Source organism: Actinomycetota bacterium (genome assembly GCA_019347675.1).
GTDB lineage: Bacteria > Actinomycetota > Nitriliruptoria > Nitriliruptorales > JAHWKO01 > JAHWKW01.
The window spans coordinates 41,401-53,931 of sequence record JAHWKW010000013.1 but is presented as its reverse complement, the minus strand read 5'-3'; the positions used below and the strand labels follow the sequence as shown (position 1 = coordinate 53,931).

General features: G+C 71.9%; 13 protein-coding genes. 1 reads left to right on the top strand and 12 read right to left on the bottom strand.

Annotated elements, in window-relative coordinates; translation table 11 throughout:
* The first annotated feature begins 79 nt into the window (after window positions 1–79).
* Window positions 80–514, top strand: a complete 435-nt coding sequence (locus KY462_10215; GenBank protein ID MBW3578092.1) for a hypothetical protein — start codon at window positions 80–82, stop codon at window positions 512–514.
* 13 nt (window positions 515–527) lie between these two features.
* Here KY462_10215 and KY462_10210 read toward each other — a convergent pair whose 3' ends face one another.
* From KY462_10210 to pafA, 12 genes are all read right to left on the bottom strand, one after another.
* Window positions 528–1,454 (bottom strand): diacylglycerol kinase family lipid kinase, encoded by a 927-nt coding sequence (locus tag KY462_10210; protein ID MBW3578091.1) that lies wholly within the window; start codon window positions 1,452–1,454, stop codon window positions 528–530.
* Window positions 1,451–2,506, bottom strand: coding sequence for a (Fe-S)-binding protein (locus tag KY462_10205; protein MBW3578090.1), 1,056 nt, complete (start codon window positions 2,504–2,506; stop codon window positions 1,451–1,453). Before KY462_10205 ends, KY462_10210 begins: the two co-directional genes overlap by 4 nt.
* Entirely contained in the window at window positions 2,503–3,942 is a 1,440-nt protein-coding gene (locus KY462_10200) for an FAD-binding oxidoreductase (protein MBW3578089.1), read from the bottom strand. Before KY462_10200 ends, KY462_10205 begins: the two co-directional genes overlap by 4 nt.
* A gap of 120 nt (window positions 3,943–4,062) precedes the next feature.
* Entirely contained in the window at window positions 4,063–6,726 is a 2,664-nt protein-coding gene (locus tag KY462_10195) for a DEAD/DEAH box helicase (protein ID MBW3578088.1), read from the bottom strand.
* 20 nt (window positions 6,727–6,746) lie between these two features.
* Window positions 6,747–7,469, bottom strand: coding sequence for a hypothetical protein (locus KY462_10190; GenBank protein ID MBW3578087.1), 723 nt, complete (start codon window positions 7,467–7,469; stop codon window positions 6,747–6,749).
* Window positions 7,466–8,275: a twin-arginine translocase subunit TatC gene (gene tatC, locus KY462_10185; protein MBW3578086.1), complete on the bottom strand. Its 810-nt coding sequence runs from the start codon at window positions 8,273–8,275 to the stop codon at window positions 7,466–7,468. Before tatC ends, KY462_10190 begins: the two co-directional genes overlap by 4 nt.
* Complete coding sequence (locus KY462_10180; protein ID MBW3578085.1) at window positions 8,272–8,454, bottom strand: twin-arginine translocase TatA/TatE family subunit; 183 nt, start codon at window positions 8,452–8,454, stop codon at window positions 8,272–8,274. Before KY462_10180 ends, tatC begins: the two co-directional genes overlap by 4 nt.
* Before the next feature lie 85 nt (window positions 8,455–8,539).
* Window positions 8,540–8,809: a hypothetical protein gene (locus KY462_10175; GenBank protein MBW3578084.1), complete on the bottom strand. Its 270-nt coding sequence runs from the start codon at window positions 8,807–8,809 to the stop codon at window positions 8,540–8,542.
* A gap of 28 nt (window positions 8,810–8,837) precedes the next feature.
* Window positions 8,838–9,203, bottom strand: coding sequence for a hypothetical protein (locus KY462_10170; protein MBW3578083.1), 366 nt, complete (start codon window positions 9,201–9,203; stop codon window positions 8,838–8,840).
* 28 nt (window positions 9,204–9,231) lie between these two features.
* Window positions 9,232–10,200, bottom strand: coding sequence for a WYL domain-containing protein (locus KY462_10165; protein ID MBW3578082.1), 969 nt, complete (start codon window positions 10,198–10,200; stop codon window positions 9,232–9,234).
* Entirely contained in the window at window positions 10,197–11,129 is a 933-nt protein-coding gene (locus tag KY462_10160; protein MBW3578081.1) for a WYL domain-containing protein, read from the bottom strand. Before KY462_10160 ends, KY462_10165 begins: the two co-directional genes overlap by 4 nt.
* 29 nt (window positions 11,130–11,158) lie before the next feature.
* Complete coding sequence (pafA, locus tag KY462_10155; GenBank protein MBW3578080.1) at window positions 11,159–12,511, bottom strand: Pup--protein ligase; 1,353 nt, start codon at window positions 12,509–12,511, stop codon at window positions 11,159–11,161.
* Between the last annotated feature and the right edge of the window lie 20 nt (window positions 12,512–12,531).

The following is a 12,531-nucleotide window of genomic DNA, read 5'->3' as shown; positions in this document are numbered from 1 at the left end:
CCGACGGCCCCGTCGGCACCCGTTGGACCACCCGACGGTGGCGAGTAGCGTGGAGAGCATCCCCGCGTGAGGAGCCGTCATGCGACGCTTCCTGATCGTCGCCAACCAGACTCTCGGCGGAGACCACATCATCGACGAGATGCAGCGCCGCATCGCCGAGGGGCCCTGTGCGTTCTACGTGGTGGTACCGGCCACGCTCCCCCAAGACCACCTGGTGGCCACCGACGGACAGGCCCGGGCACTCGCACGTGCCCGTCTCGACCGGGCGTTGGAGCGCTTCTCTCGGCTCGACGCCGACGTCACCGGGGAGGTCGGGGACGAGCGACCCCTTGACGCCATCGTCGACGCGCTCCTCGGCGACCACTACGACGGCATCATCCTGTCGACGCTCCCGGCCGGGCTGTCGCGTTGGCTGTGGATGGATCTGCCCTCCCGGGTCGAGCGCCAGTTCGACCTGCCGGTCACCCACATCATCGCCGAACCGGAGCCGGTGACCGCAGCGGCGCGGCGCTGAGGCCGACCGACGCTCAGATCTTCAGCGCCAGCGCCCTCGGGAGCAGATCGAACACGGCGTCGGTCGTGCCCAGGACCTCGCCGTCGGCCTCGACCAGGAGGGGCGTGGCGCTGTGCACCTGCACGCGTGAGGACTGGTACTCCTGGATCTGCGGGTGCGGGAGGTGCTCGCCTTTGCGGATCCGCGGCGTGAGCAGGAACACGTCACGTGGGGTTCCGCGGAACAGCTGGACGTTGAACCGCCCGTCGTCGGGCAGGGCCCGCGGGGCGACCTTGAGGTTCCCGCCGAAGAACTGGCAGTTGGCCACCACCACGTTGGAGTAGCGACCGGTCACCTCCGTGTGGTCGAGCACCACGCGGATGTCCTGGAGGTCGAACCGGCGGATCGCCGCGAAGATCCCCACCAGGTAGCGGCCCCGGCCCAGGAACCGCGGCAGACGGTTGGCCCGGTCAACGACCACGCCGCCGTACCCGGCCTCGGCGATGTTGGCGAAGCACACGGCACGTTCGTGCCCCTGGCGGCTCGCCAGGCGCGCCCGGCCGACGTCGATGGGGTACACCTGGTCACCATCCAGGTGACGGGCGAGACGCTCGGGGCTGCGGTCCAGGCCGAAGGTCCGCACGAAGTCGCTCCCCGACCCGGCCGGGACCACCCCGAACACCACATCGGGGGCTCGCGGGCCGGTCTGGGGGTCGACGAGCCCGTTCACGACCTCGTGCACGGTGCCGTCGCCGCCGACGGCCACCACGAACCGCAGCCCGTCTTCCTCGACCGCCTGACGGGCCAGGGCCGCGGCGTGGCCGGGACCCTCGGTCGTCACCACACGGTGGTCCAGACCCCGTTCCGCCAGCGCTTGCCGCAGGCGTGGCACGACCGCGTCGCGGCCACGTCCCGCGACCGGGTTGGCGATCAGCAGCATCTGCCCGTAGGGACTGCTCACCGCCCCCGCTCCGCATCGACGTGGTCGGCGAGGACGACGAACAGGTCACGGACGGCGAGCCCGGCTGCGGCCAACAGGCGCCGCGCCCGGGCGCAGGCGGTCACCACCGGGCGGTCGTCGCTGAGCTGGGCCGTGCGGCGGCGGGCCACCGCCCCAGCCGCATCCGGGGCGACCAGCTCGAGGGCCAGACCTGCGCCGCTGCACGCGGTGGCCCGGCCGGCACCGGGCGGCTCGATCACGTCGGCCCCGGCAGCGGCCAGGAGCGTGCGCGGCGCCTGGATGACGCCTTCGTCGCGGGCCAGGACGCAGGGGTCGTGGTAGGTCACCGCACCCAGCCCACGCAGCCGTAGGCGGTGGGCATGGTCAGCCAGCTCCGAGGACACGTCGCGCACAGTGCGCTCCCCCGCGACGGCGCGGAGCGCCGGCAGGCAGTGCGGATCGGTGGCCACCACGGTGGGTGGCGCGTCGCGGAGGTGCGCGGCCAGCTGCTCGCCGCACGCGCCGGCGGTGGCGGCGTCGCCGAGATCCGCCGGCGTCGCGCCGCAGCACCCCGACGGACGCACCCAGCTGGCGGCCACACCCGCGGCGGCCAGGAGCTGGTCGATGGCCTGCAGCGTGGCCGGTTCGTCGCGGCAACCGGCGATCACCGCGACGTCCGCGTCGGCCCGGCTGACAGGGAGGGCGGCAGGGGCGTCGCCGTACGGTGACCGTCCCGCACGGACGTGTCGCGCCGCGGCTGCGACGGCCGGCGGGTCGGCTCCGGCGGCGATGGCCACGGCGCGGGCGGCACGCACCTCGGCGGGGACATCGAGGTCGTACAGGCACGCGGCCCGGCAGGCATGGCATCCGGTGCACCCGTACAGGTCGTTGTACGCGGCGGCGTCGGCGGTGCGATCCCCGGTCGCGAGCCCGGCGACGACCGTGTGCAGCGCCCACGGCGCGGCCCGCTCGTCTCCGGTCGCGGTCAGCACCGGGCACGAGAAGTTGCACATCTTCGGGCAGTAGCTGCCGTGGATGGCTTCGTCGGCGACGGCATCGAGCGGTTCGATCACCGCCGCTCCTCGGTCAGCCCCAGCGTGCCCGGGTTCAAGATCCCGATCGGATCCAGCGCACGCTTGACGCGCTGGAGGACGTCCAGTCCGCCGGGACCGAGTTCTTCAGCCAACCACGGAACCCGCAGCCGCCCCACGCCATGATGGTGGGTGATCGTCGCCCCGGTGCGAAGAGCGGCCGTCTGTCCTGCGTCCCAGGCGGCGTCGTAGCGGGCGGCGACCGCCTCCTCGTCGCCCTGGCCTGCGGCACCGAACGTGAAGTAGATCGATGCGCCCTCGGGGTAGATGTGGCTAACGTGGGCCAGGACAAGGTCGGCGTGGACGGATAGTGCGGCCCGGATCTGGTCGTACGCCTCGGCGAGCCGTGACCACAGCGCCGCGACCTCCATCGTGTCGAGCATGACCGCGTCGCCGAACGCACCGCCGGGGCGCATGTACTCGGCGAACCGGTATGAGATGTCGTAGCGGTGAGCGCGCCAGTGTTCGCCGGGGTCCGGCCCCAGGTCGCGGGCTCCCCTTGCCGTCAGCAGCTGCAGGAAGTGCCGCGACGTGAACTCCACGACGTCCGCGTCGCCCTCCACACCCACCACGATCAGGCAACCAGGCGGGACCTCCAACCCTTGAGCCCCGAAGACCATGGCGGTGTCGGTCTCGTCGTAGAGGCGGAACACGGTCGGTCGCAGGCCCGTGCGCAGCAGGGCACGCGCGGCGTCGAGACCGGCCACGACGTCGTTGACGAGGACACCGCGGTAGCGGGCCGTGGCGGGGCGGGGCCAGATCCGCAGCGTGGCCTCGGTGATCACCCCGGTGGTGCCCTCACCGCCGAGAAACAGCCGGGCGAGGTCGGGCCCGGCCGCCGATGACGGCACGGGGCGTGACCGCACGACCGTCCCGTCGGCCAGGACCACCTCCAGACCAACGACCATGTCCTCGAGCTTGCCGTAGAACGACGATGCCTGACCGGCGCTGCGGACCGCGAGGAACCCGCCGATCGTGGAGCAGTGGTTCGACGATGGGTAGTGGCCCAGCGTCCAGCCGCGGTCGGCGAGGTGGTCCTCCAGGGCCTGGCCGATGATCCCCGGCTGGACGGTGACCGTGCCCGAGACCTCATCGACGTCGGTCACGGCGTTCATCCTTTTGAGGTCGAGCGTGATCGCACCCGCGACCGCGGCCGCGCCACCGCAGACGCCGGTGCCCGCCCCGTAGGGGACGACCGCGACCCCCTGCTGGTGGCACCAGCGCAGCACGGCCACGACCTCGTCGCGGGACGCCGGTGAGACCACCGCGGCCGGGAGCGGCAGGTCCTCGCCGCGGCGGCGGGCCATCACCAGCCGGGGCCAGAAGTCCTGGGCGTGCAACCACAGGGTGTGGCGGTCGGTGCTGACCCGTTCGGCGGGGAGCACCGCCGCCAACGCGTCGACGAGCGCAGCTTCCATCGGCGGCCGAGCGTAGCCCCACCGTCGGCAGATGCTTCGTCCGGCCAACGCCGTGGGCTGGGGTGCAGATGGCCACCGGGGCTGCGCGACGCCCCGTGCGACCGCTCGCGACAACCGGCCCTACGCCTCCACCACGCCGCGGCGCAGCACGTCGACGGCTCCTGACGCGGCGCCACGCAGGTCCCCCGAACTCACGTCGCGGACCTGGCCGGCCAGGTCGGCGACCTGCTTGACGTTGCGCACGAAGTCCCCGCCGGTCAGCTGCAGCTGGCCGATCGCCGTATCCAGATCCGCCAGCGTGGCCCACCGGTAGGCCGCACCCACGAACCCGGGGTCCAGGTCGCGGGTCGGTTGCAGGCCGGCGTCCACCTCCCGTTCGGCGATGCGCGCGAACACAGCCTGGGCCGCATCCACGGCGGTGGCGAGCGCGGCGCTGGGCCAGCGTCGGACGACGGTCGGTTCGTCGGTCCGCGACTCGTACACGAACAGTGCGCACATCCCCGCGATCTCAGCGGGGGCGAGTCCGTCGAAGATCCGCTGGCGCAGGCACTCGGCGACCACCAGGTCCGCGTCGGCGTAGATCCCCGCCAACCGCATCCCCTCCGGGGTCGGCGCCGGTGTCTCGTCGACGTAGCCGAGATCGGTCAGGACCCGCAGGATCCGGTGCAGCTGGCGGACCAGCGACCCCGACTCACGTTCCAGACGGCGGTGCAGGCGGTGGTGTTCGTCGGCGAGTTCGTCGTAGCGCAGCTGCCAGCGCTCGTGCTCGGCCCGGTCAGGACAGTGGTGGACGGGGTCGTCACGCAGCCGACGGCCGAGGCGGCGGACGTCGTCGCCGATCGCGCCGCCATCGTCGCTGGGGGCGGCGGAGGAGGTCGGTGGGGCCAGCTCGTCGAGGAGTGCCGCGACCTTGGCGCGGAAGGCCGGCTGGCGGGGGTTGCCGGCGGCTGGCAGTTCGATGGCGGCGACGCGCTCCGGCGGGGCGTCGACGTCTCGTGGGCCCAGGCGCACCAGTTGGCGGTCCTCGGTGACCACGCGTGCCAGGACCGTGCCCCGTCCGGTGATGGAGGCGCCCACGACCGCGGCCAGCCCCCTGCCGGGCGCGGCCGGCCAGTGCACCACGTCGCCGGGGTTGAGCCGGGCGATCCGGGCCTCGACCGCTTCGCGTCGGGCGGCTCGCCGGCGCCGTGCCTCGCGCTTGTCACGCTCGGTCAGCTCCTGCCGCAGGGACCAGTACGTCGCCCAGTCGCCCTGGGAGCAGTGCAGGTGCTGGCGGTACCCGGCCATGCCGTCCTCGAGTTCGGCGACCCGTCGGGCGGTCCCGGCCAGCGAATGGTCCGTCTGGAACTGCGCGAACGATGCGGTCAGCAGCCGCTCGGCACGTTTGAGATCGTGGCGGCGCAGGAGGTTGACCGCCATGTTGTACGACGGGGCGAACGATGACGTCAGCGGGTAGGCCCGGGTCCCCACCAGGCCGGCGACGGTGCGGAAATCGATGTCGCGCTGATGCAGCACGATCGCGTGGCCGACCGGGTCGATGCCGCGGCGCCCGGCGCGGCCGGTCAGCTGGGTGTACTCGCCGGGGGTCAGCAGCACGTGGCGCTCGCCGTTCCACTTCTCCAGTCGCTCGATCACGACGCTCTTGGCCGGCATGTTGATGCCCAGGGCGAGGGTCTCGGTGGCGACGACGACGTCGAGCAGGCCCTGCTGGAAGGCGGTCTCCACCGCTTCCTTGAAGGCGGGCACCAGGCCAGCGTGGTGCGCCGCGACGCCGTGCATCAGAGCGTCGAGCCAGGTCGGGTAGCCCAGGACCTGCAGGTCCTCGTCGGGGATCCCCGCGACCGCTTCCTCGACGATGTCCGCGATCCGTCGACGTGCGTGCGGGGTGGTCAGCGAGATGCCGCTGCGCAGCAGCTCGTCGACCGCCTTCTCGCACCCCGTCCGGCTGAACACGAACACGATGGCGGGGAGCCACCCACGATCGGCCAGCTCCGTGACCACGGTGGCGCGGCTCGGCCAACGCAGCCGGACCGGCGGACCCATGCGGCGTCCGCGGCTTTGGCGTGCCTGCCGTTCGAGCATCAACAGCTTGGGGTTGGGGACCCCGGCCAGCGCCTGGGCGGCACGTTCCCGGGCCTCCTTGCCCTGCTTTCCCTTCCTGGTCGAGACGAACGTCGGGTGGATGCGGTCGTTGACGTAGTAGTGGTGGCGCAGCGGGACGGGACGACGCTCCTCGATCACGACCTCGCAGTCGCCCTCGCGGACCTCGGACAGCCACTCACCGAACTCCTCTGCGTTGCTGACGGTGGCCGACAGCGCCGCCAGCTGCACGGTGGCGGGGACCTGGGTGATGACCTCCTCCCACACCGCCCCGCGCGCACGGTCGGCCAGGTAGTGGACCTCGTCGAGGACGACGTAGCGCAGCGTGCGCAGCGACACGGAATCCTCGTAGATCATGTTGCGCAGCACCTCCGTGGTCATCACGACCACCGGTGCGTCGCCGTTGACGGAACGGTCCCCGGTCAGCAGCCCCACCTGGTCCTCGCCGTGGCGGCCGGCGAGGTCCCGGTACTTCTGGTTGGACAGCGCCTTGATCGGGGTGGTGTAGAAGCATCGCCCGCCGGCGGCCAACGCGTGGAAGCAGGCGAACTCGCCGACGACCGTCTTCCCGGCCCCGGTCGGGGCGGCGACCAGGGCGGAGCGCCCCGCCAGGAGCGCGTCGACGGCACGCTGCTGGAAGGGATCGAGCGGGAAGCCGTACCCCTCGGCGAAACGCTGCGGCATGCTGGCGCGATCGGCGGTGCTCACGAGCTGGCGGTGGTCGGCTCCGGTTCGGCGCCGTCCTCCTCGGTGACCGCCGCGGGGCGGGGCAACTCGGGGGCCGTGGCCGGCGACGGCTCGGACCCGACGTCTTCGCCCTGCAGGCGTTGCAGCACGCGCTCGCCAGCGTCGGCGTAGGTCACCGCCCGCGCACGGATGCGTTCGGCCTCGATCAGGAGGACTTCACGGGCGCCCGCCTCGACCGCGGCTGCCGCCCCGACCGTCTCGGTCGCGTCTCGCGACAGCTCCGCGGCGGCGACGAACAGCTGGCGGGTGCCGTCCGCGGCGGGTGACACCTCGGCGGCCTCCAGCGCCGCGATCACCTGCCCGTAGGCACGCAACCACGTGTCCAGGTGCTCGGTGACGACCGACGGGTCGCCATCGCGGAGCGTCGTGAGACCGCTCTGGACGGACGGTTCGCCGGTCGGCAACCCCGAGTCCCAGATCATCGCTGACTGGTCGACCGCCAACGCCAGCGATCCGAGCTCCTCCGCGGCGGCGGCGAGCGGGTCGGGCGCGGTGACCCGACCGACCGCGATCCCGGCAGCCAGACCAACGAGTGCAGCCACGACACCAACGAACGGGGCCCGGCGGTACCACGGTCCGAGCAGCTCGCGGCGTTCGGCGCGGGCGCGCTTGGCCGCCAGGCGATCCTGGATGTGTGGCGGGATCCTCCCGGTCCGAGGCCCGCGGGTGCCGGTGCTCATCTGGTCGTCCCCTCCGCCACAGCCGTCGCACGCCGTCGCCGGCTGCGTTCGATCAGCCAGGCGGCCAGGATAGAGCCCTCGTACAACGCTGCCATGGGCGCCACCATGAACAGCATCGTGACCGCGTCGGCCGTCGGTGTGACCAGCGCGGCGACGACGGCGTTCAACACCAGGGCGTACGGGCGGAAACGACGCAGTTGTGTGCTCGACACGATCCCGACCGCGGCCAGGAAGACCAGGACCAGCGGGACCTCGAACACGAGGCCGAACGCCACCGCCGTGGTCAGGATGAACGACACGTACTCGGCGACAGACAGCAGGGTGGTGACCTGCTCCCCACCCAGCCCGATCAGGAAGCCCAGACCGCGCGGGATGACCACGTACGCGAAGGCGGCCCCGAGCGTGAACATCAGCTGGCTCAACACCACGAACGGGAGGGTGTACCGCCGTTCCCGTTCGGTCAGACCCGGAACCACGAAGCGCCACACCTGGTGGAACAGCACCGGAGCGGTGAGGAACAGCCCGACGATCAGCGCGATCTTGGCCCGGACCCCGAACGGTTCCAGGACGCGGAGGAAGACCAGCGAGCAGTCGCCTTGGGCGTCGCGGTAGGCGCTGGGCAGGTTGCAGTAGGGCTGCTTGACGAACGCCAGGACGGGCTCGTACACGAACCAGCCGACCACCGCCCCGGCAGCCACAGCGATCACCACGCGTAGCAGCCGCGTCCGCAGCTCGGCCAGGTGCTCGCCGAGCGTCAGCTCGGCCGGGCGAACCTCGTTCGTCGCGGCGGAGTCGGCGGTGGTCACGCGGTGGGCGCGTCGCGCTCCGTGGCGTCCGAGTCCTCGACATCAGGCTCGTTGGAGGCCTTGCGGAACTCCTTGATGCTCTTGCCAACGGAGCCGGCCAGATCTGGGAGCCTCTTCGCGCCGAACAGGAGCAAGATGATCACGAGGACGATGATGAGCTCTGGCGCACCGGGGTTCATGGGCTGATCCTGACGTGGACGCGGGTGCGGGCGGCGGTGCCCGCAACGAGTGTACGTCCTCGGGTCAGCGAAGACGTGTCTCGGGTCAGCGAAGACCTGGAGTACGCGGGTCCGGTCGGGGGCGGCTGGTCGATGCGACGTGTCCGTCGGCCGGCGTTGGCCCGGCGCGCGGCTGTGTCAGCGCCGACTGTGCGGCCCGTGCCTCATGGCCGATCAGGACCATCCCCGGCTCAAGCGCTGATCGCTGCGCCCTCAGCGTGGCCGCGAGACCCTTGACGCGTCGGACCAGCAGCAACGTGGCGGCGGCGAGGACGGCCAGCGCCACGACGACGATCGCGGCGGCAACGACCAGCACGGTGAGCCCATCGGTAGGACCTTCGAGTCTAGGCCCTGCCGGTCGTGGTGGCGCTCAGGAGGTGCTCGAACCAGTCGTCGAGGAGCAGCAGCAGGTGCAGATCCAACACGTCGTCGTGGCCGAACGGCGCGCCGCCGGGCGGATCCTCGGGGTGGGGGGGCAGCACCGGGGCTGCCTGGATCACGTTGACGGTGACGCCACCGGTGGTGAGCAGGCGCGTGACGCGCTCGTCGGCGGGCTTGTTGACCACGGACCGGCAGATCGGGCAGGTGAAGGTGTAGTGGCTATCGGGGCCGACCGGGGAGTCGGCGCCGCGCACGACCGTCAGACGGATGTCGTCTGGAGTGAGGCCGACCTCACCGCATTCGGGGCACGTCGCCCGGATCGTGGTCATCGCCGCTCCCCTTCCGTGTTGGCGTTGGTCAGGTGGTCGGCTTTCGGCGGGGGCGGCTTGAGGCCTCGTCCGGATGCGTGTAGCGCTCGAGCGCGGCGGAAGCGGCTCGGCGCACGGCGTCGCGGAGTTCACGGGGCCGCAGCACCGTCACGCCCGGTCCTGCGCTGAGCACGATCCGCTGCATCCACCGCAGCGCGTCGGTGTGCAACAGGACCCGCCGGCCGCCGTCTGCGAGTTCCTCGACGATGTCGGGACGCACGTTGTCGGCCACCCAGCGCACGTCAGGGGCGAGAACCAGCTCAACCGCGATGTCGCCAGGTCCCGGTTCGTACCGTGGCGGGGCAGGGTCGAGGTCGGCAGGGCGGGGCGTCGCCGGGGTGTCCAGCACGTCGAGGCCGGCGATGCGGTCGAGGCGGAAGCTGCGTCGCTCGCCGGAGCGGTGGTCCAGCCCGTGAGCGTACCAGGAGCCGTCGGAGACCTGCAGGGCCCAGGGGTCGACCTGGCGGGGACTCGGGGCGGTTCCGCCCCGGCTGCGGTAGCGCAGCCGCACGCGTCGGTGGTCGGCGATCGCCGTCCGAAGCGGCGGGAGCCAGTGGGTGCCGTCCTCGGCGAGCTGGACCCGGACGCCTTCCGGGATCCCGGCAGCGGCACGCACCTCGTCCAGCGCGGAGCGGAGCGCCGGCAGGTCCTCGCCGAGAGCGGCTGCGACCGCCTCTCCCGCCAGCACCAGGCGGAGCGCTTCGCGGGCGGTGAGCCGCAGCGGTTCCTCGACCCACGCGACACGCACCACCACCCGGTCGCCGACGACGTCGATATCGAACAGGTCTCCCCCACCGAGGCCGGGCAGGCCGCAGTACCCGATCGTGTCGAGGTCGGCGAGGATGGTCCGCCGGTCCACGCCGAAAGCCTGGGCGGCCTCGTCGATCGTGGCAGCCGGACGTTCCAGGAACCACGGCACCAACGTCAGCATCCGCGCGGCGTCGTCGGCGGCGGTCACCGGTTGGCCTCCCAGACGTCCCGGAGTCGTGTCCGGGCTTCGGCGCGGAGATCCGGCGGCCCGACGACCTCGGCGTCCGCACCGAAGGCGAGGACCCAGGGCAGGAACCGCTGCGGGTCCACCTCGTCGAACCGGGCGACCACCCAGCCGTCCGCACGGGTGCCTTGGCTCACGCCGCGGCGGGCGGCGACCTCCCAGGCGACCCCGGGGGCGAAGGCCACGACCGCGGCGACGGTCTGACCGACCGGTCCCGCCACGTGTGCCGCCAGGTCGAGGTCCGCGGGCGTGGTGAAGGCGTGGGGTTCGCTGGCGACCGCCGGCGCGGTGGTGAGACGGTCGATGCGGAACGCGCGGACGGCGTCGCGGTCGTGGTCGCGTCCGACCAGGTACCAGGCCCCCCGCCGTTGGATGACCCCGTAGGGATCCACGGTCCGGGTCGACGCCTCACCGCTGGCGGTGCGGTACCCGAAGCGGACGCTGCGCCGCTCGACGACGGCGTCGGCGACGCCGTCGAGCGCGTCGGCGCCGACGTCGATCCGTGCCGGCGGGATCGGGACCGCCGCCGGGTCGGGGGCCCGTGTCGCGACCTTGGCCAGGCCGGGGCGGGCGGCCTCCTCGCCGGTGAGCTGCACGGCGATCGACAGGGCCGCGATCTGCTCTGCGGACAGCTCCACCGGCTGCAGCGCGTAGGCGTCAGGCTCGATCAGGTAACCCACGTCCGGGCCGAGGGGATCCACCGGACGGGTCTCGATCGGCACGCCCAGCTGTCGCAGGTCGTTCTTGTCACGTTCGAACATCCGCCGCGCGGACTCCGGATCGTCGTGGCCGTAGCCAGCGACCTCACGGCGGATCTCGGCGAGGGTGAGCGGGCGGCGCGTCTCGAGGAGCGCCACCGTGAGGTTGATGAGCCGCTCGACCTTCGCCGTCATCGCGGCCGCAGGCTAACGGAGTCCTGTTCCTACATCGACGCGATCAGCTTCTCGACGCGCTCGTCCTGCCAGCGGAAGGGGTCCTTGCACAGGACGGTGCGCTGGGCCTGGTCGTTGAGCTTGAGGTGGACCCAGTCCACCGTGTAGTCGCGGCGGCGGGCCTTGGCCTGACGGATGAAGCGGCCGCGGAGCGCCGCCCGCGTGTGGGGCGGCGGCTCGAACTTGGCCTCGTCGATTTCGGTGTCGAACAGCCGCTGCAGCTCCCCGCGACGCTGCAGAACGTGGAACAGGCCCCGGTCACGGGCGACGTTGTGGTACGCGAGGTCGACCATGGCGACCCGGGGGTGGGACAGCGGTAGGCCGTGACGGGTGCGGAAACGCTCGATCAGGCGGTACTTGGCGACCCAATCCAGCTCCCTGTGCAGGCGGAACGGATCCTCGGCGATGGTCTCGACGATGTAGCGCCACTGGTCGAGGGCTTCCTTGGCGTCGGGGTCCATGTCGGTCGCCGCGGCGAACCGCTCGACCCGCTCCAGGTAAGCCTGCTGGATCTCGAGCGCACTCAGCTCGCGCCCCGTGGCCAGCCGGAGTCGCCGCCGTCCGGTCAGGTCGTGGCTGACCTCCCGGATCGACCGGATCGGGTTCTCCAGCGTGAGATCGCGCATGATCGACTGCTCTTCGAGCATGCGCAGCACCAGGTCCGTGGTGGCGACCTTCAGCCAGGCGGCGTACTCGCTCATGTTCGAGTCGCCCACGATCACGTGCAACCGGCGGTAGCGCTCCGCGTCGGCGTGCGGCTCGTCACGGGTGTTGATGATCGGCCGTGACCGGGTGGTCGCCGACGACACCCCCTCCCAGATGTGCTCCGCGCGCTGCGACAGGCTGAAGACCGCCCCCCGGGGGGTGTGCAAGACCTTCCCCGCACCGGTGAAGATCTGGCGGGTCACCAGGAAGGGGATCAGCGCGTCCGCCAGGCGCTGGAACTCGCCGACCCGCGTGACCAGGTAGTTCTCGTGGCAGCCGTACGAGTTCCCCGCCGAATCGGTGTTGTTCTTGAACAACGAGATGTCGCCGGCGATGCCCTCCTCGTGCAGCCGCTGCTCCGCGGCGTGCACGAGGTCCTCCAGGATCCGCTCCCCGGCTTTGTCGTGGATCACCACCTGCCGCGGCGAGTCGCACTCGGGCGTGGCGTATTCCGGGTGGCTGCCCACGTCGAGGTACAGACGTGCGCCGTTCTCCAGGAAGACGTTGCTGGAGCGGCCCCAGGAGACCACGCGGCGGAACAGGTAGCGGGCGACCTCGTCTGGACTCAGACGGCGCTGGCCACGGAACGTGCACGTGACGCCGTACTCGTTCTCGATGCCGAAGATCCTGCGCCGCATCCGGTTCCTCGCGAGCTCGT